General features: G+C 37.6%; 16 protein-coding genes. 10 read left to right on the top strand and 6 right to left on the bottom strand.

The window, feature by feature from the left end; genetic code table 11:
- From EV200_RS18390 to dnaE, 5 genes are all read right to left on the bottom strand, one after another.
- Positions 1-1,737: a thiamine pyrophosphate-dependent enzyme gene (locus tag EV200_RS18390; protein WP_132535312.1), complete on the bottom strand. Its 1,737-nt coding sequence runs from the start codon at positions 1,735-1,737 to the stop codon at positions 1-3.
- A 130-nt stretch (positions 1,738-1,867) separates the two neighbouring features.
- On the bottom strand, positions 1,868-2,785 hold the full coding sequence (locus EV200_RS18385) for a DUF58 domain-containing protein (RefSeq protein ID WP_132535310.1): 918 nt from the start codon (positions 2,783-2,785) through the stop codon (positions 1,868-1,870).
- Positions 2,786-3,060: 275 nt separating this feature from the next.
- Entirely contained in the window at positions 3,061-4,275 is a 1,215-nt protein-coding gene (locus EV200_RS18380) for a PQQ-dependent sugar dehydrogenase (RefSeq protein ID WP_165877972.1), read from the bottom strand.
- 98 nt (positions 4,276-4,373) lie between these two features.
- Complete coding sequence (gene trxA, locus EV200_RS18375; RefSeq protein WP_010602362.1) at positions 4,374-4,694, bottom strand: thioredoxin; 321 nt, start codon at positions 4,692-4,694, stop codon at positions 4,374-4,376.
- Between the two features lie 167 nt (positions 4,695-4,861).
- Positions 4,862-9,295 (bottom strand): DNA polymerase III subunit alpha, encoded by a 4,434-nt coding sequence (dnaE, locus tag EV200_RS18370; RefSeq protein WP_132535308.1) that lies wholly within the window; start codon positions 9,293-9,295, stop codon positions 4,862-4,864.
- Positions 9,296-9,523: 228 nt separating this feature from the next.
- Between dnaE and mdh the strand changes: the two genes are divergently transcribed.
- The 8 genes from mdh to EV200_RS18330 all read left to right on the top strand — a co-directional run bounded on the left by mdh (position 9,524) and on the right by EV200_RS18330 (position 16,068).
- Positions 9,524-10,462 carry a malate dehydrogenase gene (gene mdh, locus EV200_RS18365; RefSeq protein ID WP_132535306.1) on the top strand — a complete coding sequence of 313 codons (939 nt, stop codon included), beginning with the start codon at positions 9,524-9,526 and terminating at the stop codon, positions 10,460-10,462.
- Positions 10,463-10,780: 318 nt separating this feature from the next.
- Positions 10,781-11,206, top strand: coding sequence for an aspartyl protease family protein (locus EV200_RS18360; protein ID WP_132535304.1), 426 nt, complete (start codon positions 10,781-10,783; stop codon positions 11,204-11,206).
- Positions 11,207-11,280: 74 nt separating this feature from the next.
- Positions 11,281-11,673 (top strand): group III truncated hemoglobin, encoded by a 393-nt coding sequence (locus EV200_RS18355; RefSeq protein WP_132535302.1) that lies wholly within the window; start codon positions 11,281-11,283, stop codon positions 11,671-11,673.
- Between the two features lie 55 nt (positions 11,674-11,728).
- Positions 11,729-12,265: an SRPBCC family protein gene (locus tag EV200_RS18350; RefSeq protein ID WP_132535300.1), complete on the top strand. Its 537-nt coding sequence runs from the start codon at positions 11,729-11,731 to the stop codon at positions 12,263-12,265.
- A 182-nt stretch (positions 12,266-12,447) separates the two neighbouring features.
- Complete coding sequence (locus EV200_RS18345) at positions 12,448-13,125, top strand: response regulator transcription factor (protein ID WP_132535298.1); 678 nt, start codon at positions 12,448-12,450, stop codon at positions 13,123-13,125.
- Positions 13,125-14,480, top strand: coding sequence for a sensor histidine kinase (locus EV200_RS18340; protein WP_132535296.1), 1,356 nt, complete (start codon positions 13,125-13,127; stop codon positions 14,478-14,480). The genes EV200_RS18345 and EV200_RS18340 overlap by 1 nt, the downstream gene beginning before the upstream one ends.
- Positions 14,481-14,617: 137 nt before the next feature.
- Complete coding sequence (locus tag EV200_RS18335) at positions 14,618-15,115, top strand: hypothetical protein (RefSeq protein ID WP_132535294.1); 498 nt, start codon at positions 14,618-14,620, stop codon at positions 15,113-15,115.
- Between the two features lie 26 nt (positions 15,116-15,141).
- Positions 15,142-16,068: a bestrophin family protein gene (locus tag EV200_RS18330; protein WP_132535292.1), complete on the top strand. Its 927-nt coding sequence runs from the start codon at positions 15,142-15,144 to the stop codon at positions 16,066-16,068.
- A 179-nt stretch (positions 16,069-16,247) separates the two neighbouring features.
- On the opposite strand, the gene EV200_RS18325 is transcribed toward EV200_RS18330, so the two are convergent.
- Positions 16,248-17,468 (bottom strand): ABC transporter permease, encoded by a 1,221-nt coding sequence (locus EV200_RS18325; protein ID WP_132535290.1) that lies wholly within the window; start codon positions 17,466-17,468, stop codon positions 16,248-16,250.
- Between the two features lie 218 nt (positions 17,469-17,686).
- On the opposite strand from EV200_RS18325, the gene EV200_RS18320 reads away from it, so the two are divergent.
- Together EV200_RS18320 and EV200_RS18315 are read left to right on the top strand one after the other, a co-directional pair.
- Positions 17,687-18,955, top strand: a complete 1,269-nt coding sequence (locus tag EV200_RS18320; RefSeq protein ID WP_132535288.1) for an exo-beta-N-acetylmuramidase NamZ family protein — start codon at positions 17,687-17,689, stop codon at positions 18,953-18,955.
- Between the two features lie 172 nt (positions 18,956-19,127).
- Positions 19,128-19,337, top strand: a complete 210-nt coding sequence (locus EV200_RS18315; protein ID WP_132535286.1) for a hypothetical protein — start codon at positions 19,128-19,130, stop codon at positions 19,335-19,337.
- Positions 19,338-19,362 lie beyond the last annotated feature (25 nt).

Raw genomic sequence — 19,362 nt, 5'->3', positions numbered from 1 at the left:
TTATAAAACTTCGCCTAAATGTTTATAATTAGATTTTATGGTGTCAAATACTTCACTCATTTTTCCACCCAGCATTAACTTGGTCATCGAAACAGTCATACCTTTTATTTGTTCCCATTCTATTTTCGGCGGCATCGCTAAAGCATTTGGGTTAGTCATAATATTCAATAAAACAGGTCCATCCTCTGCAAAAGCATTTGCAATACCTATTTCTACATCTTCAGGTTTGCTGATGGTTACCCCTTTAAAACCCATTGCCTGTGCCACTAAAGCAAAATCAGGATTGATCATGTCCGTTTCATTATCAGGCAATCCGTCTACTTCCATTTCAAGTTTCACCATACCTAAGGCCCTGTTATTAAAAACAATAATTTTTATAGGTAAATTGTACTGTTTAATGGTGGCCAGATCGCCTAGTAACATCGATAAACCTCCATCTCCACACAGTGCAATTACTTGCCTATCGGGATGTGCGAGCGCCGCTCCTATCGCCATTGGCATGGCATTGGCCATTGAACCGTGATTGAAAGAACCCAGCATTTTCCTTTGTCCGGTACCATCAATAAATCTGGCTCCCCATACACAACACATACCCGTATCTACCGTATAAATGGCATCCTGGTTACTCAAACGGTTGATGGTATCAGCTACAAACTCGGGCTGAATTTTATTTTCTTCTCCCTTGTCTTTAACGTAACTGAGTTGGTTCTCCTTTACTTTTCCATAAAAATCAAGTTGTGCTTTTAAGAAGCTATCATCTGTTTTTGAAGTGATCAATGGCAGCAAAGCGGATAAAGTATCTCTGATATCTCCGCACAAACCCATATGGAGTTTTGCCCTTCTGCCTAACCTCTCAGGACTTTCATCAATCTGAATGATTTTATTTTTCTCTGGCATGAAGTTCTGATAAGGAAAATCAGTTCCTAAAAGCAATACCACATCTGATTCATGCATACTGTGATAGGCAGATGGCTGGCCCAGTAAACCAGTCATTCCAATTTCGTAAGGATTATTGTATTGAATACCCATCTTTCCCCGAAAAGAAAAACCGACCGGTGCTTTTAATTTTTCTGCTAAGGCTACCACCTCATCGTGCGCTTCAGCAGCACCAATACCACAATAAATGGTGATTTTTTTTCCTTGATTTAAGCTGTCTGCTAATAAATTAAGGTCATGCTCATTAGGCCTAATTACAGGTTTGCTTCTAAATAATTGCATGGAGGTTTCACTTTCAACCGCATCTAGTTGAGCGACATCGCCTGGCAAACCAAAAACAGCAACACCTTTGTTATGAACAGCATGTTGAATAGCGGCCTGAAATATTCGTGGCACCTGAGCAGCAGTAGTTGCGATTTGGTTATACGAACTGCAATCATCAAACAATTTTGTGGTATTGGTTTCCTGGAAATAGTCCATTCCAAATTGCCCGGTATCAATGGTAGAAGCAATGGCAATTACCGGAACGTGAGATTTATGTGCATCATATAAACCATTAATCAGGTGAACGTGTCCGGGTCCGCAACTGCCTGCGCAGCAAGCCAATCCATCTAATTCCGCTTCAGCGGCCGCAGCGAATGCACCCACTTCTTCATTGCGAACATGAATCCATTTAATTTTTCCATTTCGCCTAACCGCATCATTAAAGTAATTTAAACTATCACCGGTAACCGCGTAAACTCTTTTTACGCCAGCCTCAACCAGCATTTCTACCAGCTGTTCTGCAACATTTTTAGCCATATGTTTTATTCTTAAAGTTGAGGCATTACCTCAGTTAAATATGATTACTATTTATACTTTAAAAATGATGCTATTGTTTGCCTGGATTTACAATGTTTTGTAATTTTTGAAGAAGTGAAGGTTACTATATTTAACCTAGTTTTTGCCTTTTGATTAAATAAGCCTGAAGAACCGGATAAAAACCTTCATTGATGTCGGCATCAATCAGATCTACCTTGTATTGGGCACACTTTAAGAAAATTTGTTGCCTGTAAGAAGCTATAGCAGCAACATAGTTCTCCTTGACTTGATTGGTATGTACTTTTATGGTATCGCCGGTTTCCATATCAATAAAGTGATGTGGGCGGTTTTCAAATTCAAAGGCTACTTCTTTGGATTTATCCACGACATTGAAAACTACAATTTCATGTTTATTAAACTTGAGATGCTGGAGGGCATCAAAGAACTGATCGGTTTGTTCAGGGCTGGTTTGTGTATTGAACAAATCACTAAAAATAACCACCAGCGACCGCTTATGGATGAGATCGGCAACCTGGTGAAGTGACTCGCTTAAATTTGTTTGTGCATTAATCTTTGGTGTTTCCAACAACTCTTCCAGCTTGGCAAACAAAAATTTTTGATGAACTGTTGTTGATTTCGCAGGGGTATTTAATAAGATTTCATCTGAAAAAAGACTTAGTCCAAAAGCATCCCTTTGCTTTTTCAGTAAATACATAAGCGATGCAGCAGCTTGAATAGAAAAAGTTAGCTTATTAAATTTCGGTTCCGGGAAATACATCGAGGAAGAAACATCAATCACGAACTGACAGCGAAGATTGGTTTCTTCTTCAAAACGTTTGCTGTATAATTTATCCGTTTTAGCATAGAGTTTCCAATCGATATTCTTCACATTATCACCGTTATTGTATTGGCGATGCTCTGCAAACTCTACAGAAAAACCATGGAATGGGCTTTTGTGTAGTCCGGTGATGAAACCTTCTACAACCTGGCTCGCCAGCAATTCCAGGTTTCCAAAACTGGTTTCTTGATCATATTTTATAGTCTGCATAAGGTAAAACTAATAAAAAGATTGGTTATTTAGATTCTAACGGGCTGTGTCTTCACCTTAATATTTTGGTCGGTGAGACACCAACCAATAGAAAAATAAAAAGATTGGTTCCTTAGATTCTAACGGCTGGTGTCTTCACCTGCCGGAAAACTTAATGTTTTGTTGGTAAGATCCCAACCAATTGGAAATAACGTAATAAAAAACGTCATAGGTTTTTGAAATCTATGAGGTTAAAACACAGTTTATCTATCGGCTGGTGTTCCACCTGCCGAAACTTATTTTGCTGCTATTTTATAAAGTTTTCCATTATCGGTTACGGCATATAGCGCACCGTCTTTTTCGACTAAATCGCGGAAACGTTCACCTTTTCCTTCCAACAGTCTTTCTTCACCAACAATTTTATTGTCTTTAATTACCAGGCGTATAATATGCGAACCACTCAAAGCGCCGACAAATAAATTACCTTTCCATGCCGGAATTTTATCACTATTGTAAAAAGCGATCGAACCTGGTGAGATTACTGGATTCCAATAATAAACAGGTTGTTCCATCCCATCCTTTTGCTGAATTCCATCGCCAACTGCTTTACCGCTATATTCAATCCCGTAAGTGATTATTGGCCAACCATAGTTTTTACCTGGTTTGATGAGATTAACTTCATCACCACCACGCGGACCAAATTCTGCTTCCCATAAATCACCTGTTTGTGGATTGATCGCCAATCCATCAGGATTACGCAGTCCATAAGCATAGATCTCTGGCTTTGCATCTACTTTACCGGCAAATGGCCCATTGGGTACAGGTTTACCATCTGTAGTTAAATGCAAAATTTTACCAAGGGAAGAATTTAGTTGTTGTGCCTGAACCCTGATTTCTTTATCAGACCGTTCTCCAGTGCTGACAAATAGATTTCCATTTTTATCAAAAACCATTCTTGAGCCATACTGAAGTTTACCGGTATGAGCTGGCGTAGCCCGATAAATTACCTTTTGATTTTCTATTTTTGTTTCACTGGCCGATAATTTCCCCTTAGCGATGGCTAATAAAGATCCTTTCGCCTGAGGTTCTGCATAAGTCCAGTAAACCATTCTGTTTTTCGCAAAATCTGGATCTAAAGTAACATCCAACAATCCTCCCTGACCAGATGCATCTACTTTTGGTAACCCGTCAATCTTTTTACTCAATTTTCCATCAGCACTTAAAATTACCATTGATCCTTGCTTTTGGGTAATTAAAAACCCTCCATTAGGAAGCACTGAAATGGCCCATGGATTTTCTAATTTTTCATTGATGATGGAAATAGATAAAGGCGTTTCTGTTTTCACCCCAGCAATTCTGGTTTGCCCTTCAAAGGCTGGTTTATAATCTGCTGTAGGCTTTTCAGTTTCCACTGGATTCTGGGCAGAAACACAAGCGATGTTCACGCTGTTTAAGGCGAAACCTGCTATTATAATTCCTAATGTTTTGTTGTTGAATAGATTAATAGGCATGATTCAATATTTTTATTAAATAAACAAAAAAATAATGCAATAAAAAACCCGAACTCTGTAACGAATTCGGGTAGTATATTTAAATAACTTAAATGTAATTAAGCTAATTGTTTGTTCAATTTATCAGCTAATACTGATTTTGGAACTGCACCAACTTGCTTATCAACAACCTGACCGTCTTTAAAGTATAATAAGGCCGGGATATTGCGAATACCAAACTGCATTGAAATTTGAGGGTTGTTATCAACATTTACTTTTCCAACTACTGCTTTGCCATCGTATTCTTTAGCGATTTCTTCTACAACAGGACCAACCATGCGACAAGGGCCACACCATTCTGCCCAAAAATCTACTAATACGGGTTTATCTGATTTTAATACAAGCTCCTCAAAGTTTGCATCGGTGATTTCTAATGCCATAATTATTTTTTTTATGTTCAAATATATGTATTCAATTGTTATACCAGCTATAAGGTAATGTCAATTTGACACTCTTATGGTTTGTTGGTTTTTTAGTGAATTGGATGATGGAATATATTCCATAATAGGTATACACCTAAACAACAACCAACTAATCAACCAGAAACTTAGTTCAATTTGTAATTAACAACATTAAGTCCGAGCAATTGTTCTAGAAACTTATTGTTGGGATTTATTTTTAGATTCTTCGATGACAAATCTAACATAATCTGCTTTTCACTATCAAAAACTGCAAAATTTAGCTGACAGTTCTGCTGATCGGAATTTGCCTTATTGTCTGCTAAAATGAGTTCAATCTCCCTCATGAGTTCCTCATTTACCCGCTCAATTGGCACTTGTATGGTTAAACTTTTAGTCAGTTTATCTCTTAACTCAGACATGAGGTTAATGGCCGTGATTTTAAATTCCCAGTCACCTGCCTTTCCGAATCTTTCACCAACCCGACCTCTTATTTGCAAGAAATATCCTTCTGTCAAAAATGATTTAAATTTAAGAAAATCTTCACCAAATAAGGCCATTTCACAAGCATCATCATAATCCTCAAATACAAATGTTCCGAAAGGCTTACCTGTTTTGGTTATTCTTTGAGAGGCAGCCACTACCAATCCGCCAACGCAAAGTTCACGGTTTTGCAGTTTAGCAAACTCCGATAAAATATCCTCATTGGTATCTCCCATTCTCACCTTGTTGATAATGCTTAATTGTTTAACACCATGTGTACAAAATTTATCAAGCTCCAGCTTATAGTTATCCAAAGGGTGCCCGGAAAGGAAAATCCCAATCGCATCTTTTTCATATTTCAAGCGATCCATTAGCGCCCACTCTGGCGAAACAGGTAAGGAAGGTTCCAGAATTAAATCTGCTTTAGACCCACCAAATAACGACCCTTGCGAGGTATTTTCGTTATTCTGGAAATCGTTGGCATACTTAATAATTTTTTCGATGCCATTCATCTTATCATTTGGTCCGATGTAAAAATATTGTGCCCGATGTCCGCCAAAGGCATCAAATGCACCGCTATACACAAAACTTTCATAAGCTTTTTTGTTTACGATCCGGGTATTGGAACGTTTTGCAAAATCGTATACTGTAGCATATGCGCCATTTGAGGTTCTTTCTTCAATGATACTTTCTACCGCTTTCTCACCAACACCTTTAACCGCCGACATACCAAACCTGACTTCTCCTTTGGCATTTACCGAAAATTTAAGGTCAGATTCATTTACATCAGGGCCTAATACCACTACGCCCATCTGGCGACATTCTTCCATAAAGAAAGCCACTTGTTTAATATCACTCATATTATTGGAAAGCACCGCAGCCATATATTCTGCCGGGTAATGCGCTTTTAAATAGGCTGTTTGATAAGCAATCCAGGCGTAACAAGTGGAGTGAGATTTGTTAAAAGCGTAAGATGCAAATGCTTCCCAATCTTTCCAGATTTTTTCCAAAGTTGCCGCATTATGGCCTTTTTCTGCCGCTTGCTTTACAAATTTAGGCTTCATCTTATCCAGAACATCCTTTTGCTTTTTACCCATCGCCTTCCGCAAAACATCGGCCTCACCTTTGGTAAAACCAGCCAGCTTTTGCGATAAAAGCATCACCTGCTCCTGGTAAACGGTAATTCCGTAAGTTTCTTTTAAGTATTCTTCACAGGCATCTAAATCATACTGAATTTCCTCCTCACCATTTTTACGACGAACGAAACTCGGAATATACTCCATCGGCCCTGGGCGATATAATGCATTCATGGCAATTAAATCGTCGAAAACTGTTGGCTTTAACTCCTTCATGTACTTTTGCATCCCCGGACTCTCGTACTGGAAAATACCAATGGTTTCACCACGCTGGAAAAGCTCGTAAGTCATCACATCATCAATCGGAAAGTTATCCGGATTGAGGTCAATGCCATGCCTTTTCTTCACCAGTTTAACGGTATCTTTTATCAAGGTTAATGTTTTTAACCCCAAAAAGTCCATCTTCAATAAACCAGCGCTTTCTACAACCGAGTTATCAAATTGGGTAACATATAAATCAGAATCTTTTGCGGTTGCTACCGGAACGAAATTGGTGATATCGCTCGGCGTGATGATTACCCCGCAGGCGTGAATCCCTGTATTTCTTAATGAGCCTTCTAAAACCTGGGCCTGTTGGATAGTTTCGGCACTTAAATCTTTCAGCAAGCCCAATGCTTTTAACTCCTGAACACGCTCGTATTCATCAGGCCGTAAAGCATCTTTTAAACTCTTTTCATCTAGGGTAAAGATTTTCGCCAGCTTCATATTTGGAATCAGCTTCGCTATTTTATCCGCCTCAAACAAAGGCAAATCCAACACACGGGCAGTATCACGAATGGATGACTTTGCCGCCATCGTTCCGTAAGTGATGATTTGTGCCACCTGACTGGAACCGTATTTATTAATTACGTATTCCATTACACGGCCACGGCCCTCGTCATCAAAATCGATATCAATATCGGGCATGGATACACGATCCGGATTCAGGAAACGCTCAAAAAGCAAATCGTATTTGATTGGATCAATATTCGTAATCCATAAACAGTAGGCTACCACCGAACCTGCTGCAGAACCACGGCCCGGGCCAACCGAAACATCTCTGCGGCGTGCCTCAGCAATAAAATCCTGCACAATGAGGAAATAACCCGGATAACCGGTTTTTTCAATTGTGGCCAATTCAAAATCCAGACGCTCAATAATCGGTGGAGTAAGTTCACCGTAACGGATTTTTGCACCCTCGTAGGTAAGGTGTCTCAAAAATTTATTCTCACCGCGTTTTCCACCATCAACCTCATCCTCTTCCACAAGAAATTGTTCAGGGATATCAAATTTCGGTAACAATACTTCCCGGGCAAGTTTGTAGATTTCAATTTTATCTACAATTTCCTGGATATTCAAAATGGCCTCTGGTAAATCAGCAAAAAGGGTTTTCATTTCCTCTCCCGATTTGAAATAGTATTCCTGGTTTGGCAAGCCATAACGGTAGCCACGACCACGGCCAATAGGTGTTGCCTGCTTTTCTCCGTCTTTTACACAAAGTAAAATATCATGGGCATTTGCATCCTTTTTATTAATATAATAAGTATTGTTGGTGGCTACGAGTTTTACATCATGTTTTTTAGCCAATGAAATTAAGGATGCATTTACGCGATCTTCATCTTCCTGACTGTGTCGCATTACCTCGATATAAAAATCATCTCCAAACTGTTCCTTCCACCAAATCAAAGCTTCCTCTGCCTGGTTTTCACCCATGTTTAAGATTTTATTTGAAATCTCACCAGAAAGGTTTCCAGAAAGCACAATGATATCATCCTTATATTTTTCAATCACTTCCCTGTCAATCCTGGGAACATAATAAAAGCCTTTGGTATAGGCAATAGATGACATTTTAGCCAGGTTGTGGTATCCAGCCTTGTTTTTCGCCAACAGCACCATTTGGTAGCCATTGTCTTTTGTAGTTCGATCTAAGTGATTATTACAAACAAAAAACTCTACGCCGATTATAGGCGTCATCACTACTTCAGTAGGTCTTTCACCTGCTTCAATCGAAGCTGCATTTTTAGCCTCTGCTGCTTTATTGTGATTTAAAACATTGTTCACAAAGTGAAATGCCCCCATCATATTCGCATGATCCGTCATGGCTACGGCAGGCATTTTTAATGATGCCGCAGCTTTGATCAGGGCTGGAATACTAATGGTACTTTGTAAAACCGAAAACTGGGTATGGTTATGCAGGTGTACAAAGGTTGCAGAAGCCAGCTCCTGCTTGTTTCGTTCAATTTCCTGTTTAGAAACGCCACCACCTTCAGCTTTTTGAAGTCGCTTGCGAATTTCATCAGATGCTGCTTTTAGATTGACATGCTGAATACCAAAATTCGGGATAGACTCCGGATTTACTTCCCTGAAACGTGGAAAATATTCTGCATCAACCAGTAATTCTTCCTTTTTGAAAACTTCTCTTTTGATCAGTTCCAGAAAGCAACGTGTAGTGGCTTCAACATCGGCAGTTGCGTTGTGCGCTTCATTAAAAGGAACGCCGAATAGATAAGCATGCAGCTCTGTTAGTGTTGGTAATTTAAATCTTCCACCCCTACCTCCAGGCAACTTTAATAAATCGGCCGTAACTTCTGTACAAGTATCCAATACAGGCATTTCAGCCATGCGGTTTTCTATACCGAAACGGTAAAACTCGCTGCCCATAATATTTACGTCGAAGCCAACATTCTGACCTACGATAAACTTGGCTTTGGATAACACCTTATTGAATTTCTCCAAAACTTCAGCTAAAGTAATCCCTTGTTCATCGGCAAGTTCGGTAGATATTCCGTGAATGCGTTCGGCATCATAAGGGATATTAAAGCCCTCTGGCTTAACTAAATAATCCTGATGCTCAACCATCCTCCCCATCTCATCATGCAATTGCCAGGCAATCTGAATACAACGCGGCCAGTTATCGGTATCGGTAATTGGCGCATTGTAATTGCGGGGCAAACCTGTGGTTTCTGTATCAAAAATTAAGTACATATTGTATTGTCAAGAATTAGCCGTTCGGGAATCATAACGGTTTTTCAAAAATAGGGAATTTGAAGGCGGATGTTGTCAGCAAATTATCAACAAACCTCATAAATAAACCTTATAAGTTTTAAAAACCGATCAGGTTTGGCATAATAAAGTTATATAAAAGGATTCTTTAACCTTATATTTATTTCTACCTTCGATTAATATTTAAGCAAACCATTAAAATATAGCTATATGAAAGTAACGGTTGTAGGTGCAGGCGCTGTTGGTGCTACCTGTGCAGATAATATTGCCCGCAGGGAATTAGCAAACGAACTCGTTTTACTGGATATCAAAGAAGGTTTTGCCGAAGGTAAAGCAATAGACATGATGCAAACGGCTACGCTGTTGGGTTTCGATACAAAAATCAGCGGTGTAACTAATGATTACAGTAAAACGGCTGGTTCGGATGTGGTAGTGATTACTTCAGGATTGCCTCGTAAACCTGGAATGACCCGTGAAGATTTAATTGGAATTAATGCAGGCATTGTAAAAGGTGTGGCAGAAAACATCCTAAAATTTTCTCCCAAAGCAATTATTATTGTGATCAGTAATCCAATGGATACAATGACGTATCTGGCATTAAAATCTTTAGGATTACCTAAGAACCGAATCATCGGCATGGGTGGAACTTTAGATAGCTCCCGTTTCAAATTTTATTTGTCGCAGGCACTAGATTGCAACCCGAATGATTTACAAGGCTTCGTAATTGGTGGTCACGGTGATACAACGATGATCCCTTTAACCCGTCTGGCGACTTACCAAAGCTTACCTGTCAGTAATTTATTAGATCAAGCTACGCTTGATCAAGTGGCGGCTGATACCATGATTGGTGGCGCAACACTAACCGGATTAATTGGCACTTCAGCATGGTATGCTCCCGGTGCAGCAGGCGCAGCTTTAGTAGAAGCCATTGTTCGCGATGAGAAAAAACTATTTACCTGCTGTGTTTCTTTAGAAGGCGAGTATGGACAACATGATATTTGCCTGGGTGTCCCGGTAATTATCGGACGCAACGGCTGGGAAAAAATTATTGATTTTAAATTGACGGAAACCGAACAAGCTGCATTTAATAAAAGCGCAGAAGCTGTTAGAAATATGAATAGTGTATTAGCAGAAATGAAATTGGTATAACCCTTGAATTAATCATTTTAACAACTAGAGAGTATATTAATTCAATTTACTTAAATGGACTCATATGTCTTATCTTGTAAAACATATTAACCACCTGAGGCTTTAATTATTTATTTCAATTTACTTAATGAGCTTACATGTCTTATATGGTAAAAAACATATTAAACAACTGAGAATTTGACTATTTAGTTCAACTTACTTAAATGAACTTACATGTCTTATATGGTAAAAAACATATTAACCACCTGAGAAACCTTTAACTATTTAATTCAACTTACTTAAAGGAGCCTTATACGTCTTATATGGTAAAAATCGTAAATGAAATCTATATCCATACCACTTAAACTTATAAACCTACAAGATGATGGTTTCCACCTTCTGGTGGAAATTATTGTTTTTAACGAAACGCATTTCGCAGTATTAGATACAGGTGCATCCAGAAGTGTATTTGATAAAGCCATCATTGAAAAACACCTCTCCGAGACACTTCAGGTGTCAGAAGAAATAAATGCCGCAACGCTCTTTACCACCACTACAACTATACAAGCAACTATCCCCGAAGTTAAAATTGGTGCCTTAAAAATAAAAAACTACGAAACAGTTGCCTTCGATTTGCAATCGGTTAGTGAAACTTACCAGCAATTTGGGCATCCACCTATCGTTGGCATTATTGGCGGTGATATCCTGATGCAATATAAAGCTGTTATTCACTACAGTAAACTTTTAATGAGGCTTTACAAATAGCTAATGCAATAATGATGGTCATCACTTTTTAAACGTCATGTTATAAGGATATTTGTTAAAGCAGAATTGGCATTATGAAAGACATTGAAAACAGAGCTGACATTATCCTTTTAGTTGATTGTTTTTACAGTAAAGTACAAGATAACCAAACCATTGGCCCTATTTTTACCCAAATAGCAAATGTAAACTGGTCTCACCATTTGCCTAAAATGTACGATTTCTGGGAAAGCATTCTCTTTGGCAAAGCCATTTATAAAGGCAACCCCATGTTGACGCACTTCTCTTTAAATCAACACGCGCCGCTGAAAGAAGAAGAATTTAAGACCTGGAAGATGATTTTCTTTAATACCGTAGATGAATTATTCGCCGGCGAAAATGCAGAAACAATTAAGCAAAAAGCACAATCTATTGCTGATTTAATGCATTTCAAAATTAATTCTCCTCAATCAAAAATTAACATCGTTTAAAACACTTTGATTTTGAGCATTTTATATTAAATTTATTTAACCAAATAAACTCAATATGAAATTCTTAAAAATCCTGATTGGCATTATCCTCGCACTGGCGATTGTATTCGTGGTAGGTTCGTTCTTCCTTCCAAAAAACTACACGGTAAACCGCTCTACAATGATCAATGCACCTGATCAACTCATTTATAAAAACATTGCCGATTTTAATGAATTCTATAAATGGAATCCATGGGCAAAAATGGAACCATCAGCAAAAGTAAAGTTTTCCGGAAAACCTATGTTACCAAATCACCTATACGAATGGAAGGGTAAAGAGACTGGATCAGGTTACATGAAAATCTTAACTGTTACACCAAATAGACTGGTTGATATGGAACTTAAATTTTTCGAGCCTTTTGAGAGTGTTGCCGATACTAAATTCGAGATCACACCAGAAGGAAATGGCAACAAAGTAACCTGGACAATGAGTGGAGACCATAATATGATCAGTAAATGGATGTGTGTTTTCGTGAGTATGAATAACATGATTGGAAAAGATTTCGAAAACGGATTAAAATCTTTAAAAGAACAATCAGAAAAAGGCATTTGATCAATTTTCCTGATTTAAATCTAAGCAAAAACTAAAGGATGGTTGAATCGAGGGCTTTCTGTAACCGTTTAAGCGAAAACTGCAAATAATTATGCCTTCCTTTCATTGAAAACAATTATATTGGAAAATTACGTGAATTTAGATTTTGTAAATCCGCAATTTTTACAATTATTTTGCCCTAAATGAATTTATTAGTAGTAGAAGATGAGCCAAATGTGGTTTCGGTAATTTCAAGAGGTTTAACAGATGAAGGCTTTACAGTGAGTATTGCTCCCGACGGCTTAATTGGTAAACAAATGGCTATCGAAAATCATTTCGATTTGATTATTCTGGACATCATGTTACCCGGCATAAACGGTCTTGAGCTTTGTAAAATCATTAAAGCTCTTAAACCCACTACACCAATAATCATGCTTACCGCTTTAGGCACTACTGAAAATGTAGTTAATGGGTTAGACAATGGCGCTGATGATTACCTGATCAAACCATTTAAATTTGCCGAACTTTTTGCCAGAATCAGAATGCTTTTGAGGCGTTATCACGGAACAGTTAACCTCGATCAGATTATCAGCATTGCTGATTTACAAATCAACCTCAGCGCAAAAACCATTAACCGCAACAAAACCGACATTGTACTCACTGCAACCGAATATCGCCTATTAGAATACATGGCTAAAAATAAAGGCAAAATTCTATCACGAATTGATATCCTTGAAAACGTTTGGGATATTGATTTCAATCTCGGCACCAACGTAGTGGATGTTTATGTGAACTATCTGCGCAAAAAAATCGATAAAAACGCAGATCAAAAACTCATACATACCGCTGTTGGCCTAGGCTATGTTTTAAAAGAGAAATAATGAAAATCGCCCAAAAAATCACTTTACTTTTCGCCATCTTATCGGCGGTAATCATTTCTTTATTAAGTGGTTTTGTGTGGTATTTTTCAAATGAGTTCGCCTTTGAAGATTTTTACAAGCGCTTAGAGGCCAGGGTTAATATTGCGGCACAAATTAAATTGTATGAAGATGATAATAACAGTGTTTATGCCAAAATGCGCAATCAATACCTGGAGCGTCTTCCATCTGAACGAGAATTTATTATTGATCCCAAAAAAACCACTTCGCAATTAGATCGAGAATTGCCAAAGAGTTTTTATAAGAAGATTGATGCGGGTTTAATGGCCCGCTATCGTTTCGAAAATCATTTTTATGCCGGAAAATACTTTAAAACTTCTAAGGGTGGCTACATCGTAATCATTTCAGCAAATGATCCTTTTGGGTTCAGGGAACTGGAAGACTTGCAAAAAATCCTGATTATTGGCTTCTTCCTTTCCATAATCCTCTCCTTTGTAGTGGGCTGGAAGTTTTCTGATTATATGCTTACCCCACTCAGAAACATCATCAAAAGTGTAAAAAAAATTAAAGCCGAAAATTTGCACATGCGCCTGGACGTTAAAAAAGGAAGTGATGAAATGTCGCAACTCGCACAAACCTTTAACAATATGTTGAACCGACTGGAAACGGCCTTCGAAACTCAAAATAACTTCATCAGTAATGCATCACATGAGCTTCGAACACCCTTAACGGTAATTAGTGCTGAGGTAGAACTGGCCATGAAACCAAATCAGGAACTGCATCATCAGCATAAGGCACTATCCAGAATAAAAGATGAAGCAGAAAGGCTGGAACATATTTTAACCAGTTTACTTGGCCTCGCACAATCTGGTTTTAATGGTAAAAATCAACCTTGGGAAGAAGTGCGGATGGATGAATTGCTCTGGGAAATTAAAGGATCAGTGAACCAGGTATATCCCAATAGTAATATTCAAATCGACTTCAGTAAATTACCGGAAGATGAAGCGTTGCTGACTTTAAAAGTCAATAAGAATTTAATTAAACTGGCTATATCCAATGTAGTGAGTAATGCCTGCAAATATTCCAACGAAAATTTAGTCAGTATTGGAATTGAAAGTACAGGCAAAACACTCTCCATCGCTGTAACTGACAGGGGTATTGGCATTCCCCAAACAGATATTCAGCATATTTTTGAACCTTTCTACCGTGCATCAAACACCAATGATTACAAAGGTTATGGCGTGGGCTTACCATTATCATTGAATATTATTCGGCTCCACAGAGGCAGTATCTCGATCAAATCACAAGAAGGAATTGGAACTGAAATTAAAATAATGTTGCCTTTAATTAGCGTATAGTACAATATTTTCTATATTTGCGTTCACACTTCACCTACCATCACAATTCTAATGGTATTCTAATCTCATTCTTATCTGGCTATAATAACATTGGCCTAAACTTGTATTAATTATTCATCTATTTAATCAAGTGAGCAATGAAAACAGTATTAGTACCCACCGACTTCAACTTAGAAAGCACCAAGATTATTGATGCGCTTGTACAAGCACAGCCTAATGAGATCTTGAACATTATATTTTTACATGCCTTCAAGTTATCAGATTCAATTACAGACATGCTGATGTTAAGTCGCCGGAGTCGCGATTATGAAAATGTAAGTGATGACTTTTATCAAAAATTAGAAGCTTATAAGAAACGGTATCCAAATCACATTAATGCCATCGGAATTGAATATTTTTATGGAAGTACCGTATCAGCCTTTAAAAATTTTATAGAAGCATTTGATGTTTCCTATATCGCTTACCCTAAGGAGTATAATTTTATCGCATTAAATAAATACAGCATTGATCCGAAGTTTTTAACAGAACGATCAGGTTGCGAAGTACTTTATTTAAACATCATGAAACTTCATGTTCAGGAAAACCTGATAGAAACCCGTATCCCTGAAGCACACTTACAAGAGTTTAATGCTTAATTATTCACGAACAAAGACCATTTATTATGCTACTACGAAATAACATTCCGCTCACATACATCTTTGGAAAGATCAAATCAGAACTACTTTTTGTGATCAGTTATTCTGTAGGCATTGTTGTGCTTTATCAAAATTTCCATGTTACCCGCATTTCCATTCCAGTGGCCGTACCGGCCCTACTCGGAACCATCATTTCCCTGCTCCTGGCTTTCCGGTCAAACCAGGCTTATGACCGATGGTGGGAAGCACGTACACTTTGGGGCGCCATTGTAAACGATTCCAGGTCTATATCCCGTCAGATTTTATCCTTTGTAGAAAACCCATATGGTTTAGATGAAGTGGAAACATTTAAACAGCGTTTTATTAAAAGACAAATTGGCTGGTGTTATTCGCTAAGTCAATCACTTAGAGGCTTTAATGCCCGTAAAGGATTGGAAGAATATTTAAGTGCAGAAGAGCTTGCGTTTATCAAAAAACGCAGAAATGTAACCACCTCTTTATTGGAGTTGCATGGCATGGATTTGAAAAAAGCACTTAGTGAAGGCTGGATTAACAAGTATCAGCAGATTGAAATTGATAAATCAATTACGGCGTTATGTAACCACATGGGCGGCTCTGAGCGGATTAAAAATACCGTTTTCCCAGTAACCTATAGTAAATACATCAACATGTCTATCCATCTATTTATCGTGTTATTACCTTTTGGGTTAATAGAATATTTTGGATACATGGAAGTACCACTGGTTGTCGCCATTGCAGCGTTCTTTTTACTGGTAGAAAAAATGGCCGTTCATCTTCAGGATCCTTTTGAAAATAAGCCTACAGATACGCCAACAACAACCATATGCAGAAACATAGAAAGAGATTTGCTGCAAATGCTGAATGATGATCAGCTATATGAAGATAAACCACAGACAGAACTGGCATCAGTAGGTTCTTACTATATTTTATAAAAAATCTTAATTCTTAGTGCTATTCCAATTTTGGAATGGTTAGTTAAAGCCTGAGTATTCACTCTGGATGGAGCGAAGCTCAAATGGCAATTAGTTATAATGATAATTAATGCGGCGATGATTTCATTGCCGCATTAATTTTTTGTACTAATTTCGAAATTAAAGCGGAAGCATCTTGATTATTTAAACCTGATGGCTTTTAATGGAGATACTTTACTAATGAGTAAAGACGGAATGATTAATACTGCCAAACACACCACTATAGTTACCAGGTTCAACGCCACTACATCAATAAAATGAAACTCGATAGGCGCATAGGCCAAAAAGTAAGATGCCTGATTAAGCTTAAAAATATGAGTCGATTGTTGAAAAAAGCCCAGACCTAACCCAAGTATATTACCCAGCAATAAGCCAATTCCAATTAAATAAGCCGAATTAAACAAAAATATTTTCATAATCGACCAATTACTGGCACCGAAAGATTTAAGCATACCAATCATATTGGTGCGTTCTAAAATCATAATCAATAATGCAGTAACCATATTAATTACCCCAACAATCAACATTAGAATAAGCAACACCCTGGTATTTACATCCAGCAAACCCAACCAGGTAAATATGTTCGGGAAATTTTCTTTAATGGAAAATGACCTGAGATTTTGAGGTAATTCCTCAAAAATTCCATCAGCAACGGACTTTAACTTGTTAAAATCTTTAATTCTGATTTCAACGCCACCAATTTCATCTGGTTTCCAGTTGTTTAACCGCTTAATAATATTCAGGTTTCCAAGTACAAATCCTTTGTCTATATCTTCAACACCAATATCATAAACGCCAACTATTTTAAATTTCCTGGGTCTTAACTGGTTTTGTACAAAGTACATGATAAAATCATCTCCGGTTTTAAGTTTTAACCTGTTGGCCGTATAATTGGAAATGAGCAATTCCTGCATGGCAGCAGTACTATCCGAAAAATCGATGATGGTACCGCTAATGATATGCTGTTTAATATAATTCCAGTTGTAATTTTTATCTACCCCCTTAAAGTTAATCCCTTCAATTTCATTATTGGCAGAAAGAATAGCAGGTTTGGTGGCAAAAGGATAATAAAAATCGATTTCAGGATTATCCTTTAATTGTTTTTTTGTTTCTGCATCTAACACAAATGGCGAATGCTCAAAGGAATTATTCAGATCATATCGGGTAATCTGTACATCACCAAGATAGCCCCTCACCTTATCCTGAATTTCGGTTTTAAAACCTTTTATGATGGCAATAGACAAGATCATGACAGCCAGGCTAAGCATCACACCTGCAATAGCAATGCGTACAATTAACTTTGAAAAAGTTCGCTCTGATTTAATGGCTATACGGCTGGCTATGAAATATTCGAAATTCAATTTTGATAATTTTGTAACAGCAAAAATGCTTAAATCCTTTTTAAAAATGGCATATATTTGGAATATTATAGCCGTTCACCGATAAGTAAATCAATAAAATGAAGGATTGTTTTAATGATTTACCTTTATCTCTGTTGAGAATAATTTATCTTGCATAAAATGCATTAGATTAATGCTCAAAAAATAACCTTTCGAATAATCTAAAAAGTACATATAAAATGAAAAGATATATCTGTCTTGCTTTTACGAGCTTAATTGCACTATCCGCCTGCAGTCAACCGAAATCAATAGAAGATGACTTTGGCAAGGTGAAAGTGAATAAAAAAACCACCATCAGGAACATAAACATCCCTGATACCAGTGAGATTAAAACCGGAGCCGAGCAAACGGAAAAATATTTACCGCTTTTAAAAGGAAAACGTGTGGGCATGGTCGTTAATCCCACATCAGTGATCGGCACACAAACTGTTGTGGATAGTTTACTTAAACAGGGCGTAAAAATTCAGAAAATATTCGGCCCCGAGCATGGCTTCAGAGGAGATGCAAGTGCTGGTGTTAAAGTGGATGATGCAGTAGATACCAAAACAGGGATCAAAGCCGTGTCGCTTTATGGAAAACACAGCACACCCACCGCTGAAGATTTGGCTGACATCGACATCATGGTTTTTGATATTCAGGATGTTGGTGTTCGTTTTTACACTTACATTAATACGCTTCAAAACGTAATGGAGGCTTGTGCAGCTAACAATAAAGAATTAATCATATTAGACCGCCCGAATCCGAACGGATACTTAATTGATGGCCCTATTTTAGATCCTAAATTTAAATCGGGCATTGGCGTACAGCCTATTCCCATTGCACATGGCTTAACAGTGGGTGAGTATGCACAAATGCTGAATGGCGAAGGCTGGTTGAAAAATAAAGTAAAATGCAAAATCACCGTGATTAAAAACCTGAATTATGATCATGAGATGGAATATGTTTTACCCGTTAAACCCTCTCCAAATTTAAATACGCAACAAGCCATATTGCTTTATCCTTCAACATGTTTATTTGAAGGCACTTATTTAAATCATGGTCGCGGTACGATGTTTCCTTTTACCATTGTTGGGGCACCATATTTAAAAGATAAATTTAAATTCAGCTTCACACCGAAGAGCATTAAAGGAATGTCGGAAACCCCATTATTTCAAAACCAGGTTTGCTATGGTTTGGATTTAAGAAATTATGATCCTGCTGAATTAAGGAAGTCTAAACAAGTTAATATTTCTTGGTTAATTGAACTTTATAATGCCTCGCCACAAAAGGCAGATTTTTTCAACACCAAATTAAGCAAGGAAATGGGTGTAATTGAACGTTTGGTTGGAGTTGCTGATTTCAGACAACAGGTAATCGAAGGAAAAAGTGAAAAAGAAATCAGGGTCAGTTGGGAACCAGGATTAAGTGCTTATAAAAAAATGCGTCTGAAATACCTGCTTTATAATTAAGGAGTGAATTTTGAATGAGTGAAGGAGTTACAGTTTCGCATTCTGACCGATAGAACTAAACAATACAGATTAAGCTTTGTTATTTTAATGAACTATTTTAAGCATTCCCCTTAAATTATTCAATCAATTAAAATTCAATCATTCAAAATTCAATTACTCAAACATTAAAATTATGAGCGGATCTAAAGAAACGAGCGATAAGCCAGGAAGTAACTATAAAGAGGAAGTGCCAAAAGGACGCAAACCGGTTGATCATCAAACGGTTCGGAAACCTGATGACAGCACACCGAACAAACCTGTTAAAACAGATGATCCTGCTGCACAAAGGGAAAACGAAGAACAACCCGTTCACCCGATCAAAAAAGCACCTAAAGAAGATTAATCATCAGCGGTGATTTCATAAAAAT

This window comes from Pedobacter psychrotolerans (genome assembly GCF_004340665.1).
GTDB classification, from domain to species: Bacteria; Bacteroidota; Bacteroidia; order Sphingobacteriales; family Sphingobacteriaceae; genus Pedobacter; species Pedobacter psychrotolerans.
This window is presented reverse-complemented; position numbering and strand designations above follow the sequence as displayed.

Coding starts and splice junctions, on each gene's coding strand:
- EV200_RS18390 (WP_132535312.1), bottom strand. CDS start 1,737: ATGGCTAAAAATGTTGCAGAACAGCTGGTAGAAATGCTGGTTGAGGCT.
- EV200_RS18385 (WP_132535310.1), bottom strand. CDS start 2,785: ATGCAGACTATAAAATATGATCAAGAAACCAGTTTTGGAAACCTGGAA.
- EV200_RS18380 (WP_165877972.1), bottom strand. CDS start 4,275: ATGCCTATTAATCTATTCAACAACAAAACATTAGGAATTATAATAGCA.
- trxA (WP_010602362.1), bottom strand. CDS start 4,694: ATGGCATTAGAAATCACCGATGCAAACTTTGAGGAGCTTGTATTAAAA.
- dnaE (WP_132535308.1), bottom strand. CDS start 9,295: ATGTACTTAATTTTTGATACAGAAACCACAGGTTTGCCCCGCAATTAC.
- mdh (WP_132535306.1), top strand. CDS start 9,524: ATGAAAGTAACGGTTGTAGGTGCAGGCGCTGTTGGTGCTACCTGTGCA.
- EV200_RS18360 (WP_132535304.1), top strand. CDS start 10,781: ATGAAATCTATATCCATACCACTTAAACTTATAAACCTACAAGATGAT.
- EV200_RS18355 (WP_132535302.1), top strand. CDS start 11,281: ATGAAAGACATTGAAAACAGAGCTGACATTATCCTTTTAGTTGATTGT.
- EV200_RS18350 (WP_132535300.1), top strand. CDS start 11,729: ATGAAATTCTTAAAAATCCTGATTGGCATTATCCTCGCACTGGCGATT.
- EV200_RS18345 (WP_132535298.1), top strand. CDS start 12,448: ATGAATTTATTAGTAGTAGAAGATGAGCCAAATGTGGTTTCGGTAATT.
- EV200_RS18340 (WP_132535296.1), top strand. CDS start 13,125: ATGAAAATCGCCCAAAAAATCACTTTACTTTTCGCCATCTTATCGGCG.
- EV200_RS18335 (WP_132535294.1), top strand. CDS start 14,618: ATGAAAACAGTATTAGTACCCACCGACTTCAACTTAGAAAGCACCAAG.
- EV200_RS18330 (WP_132535292.1), top strand. CDS start 15,142: ATGCTACTACGAAATAACATTCCGCTCACATACATCTTTGGAAAGATC.
- EV200_RS18320 (WP_132535288.1), top strand. CDS start 17,687: ATGAAAAGATATATCTGTCTTGCTTTTACGAGCTTAATTGCACTATCC.
- EV200_RS18315 (WP_132535286.1), top strand. CDS start 19,128: ATGAGCGGATCTAAAGAAACGAGCGATAAGCCAGGAAGTAACTATAAA.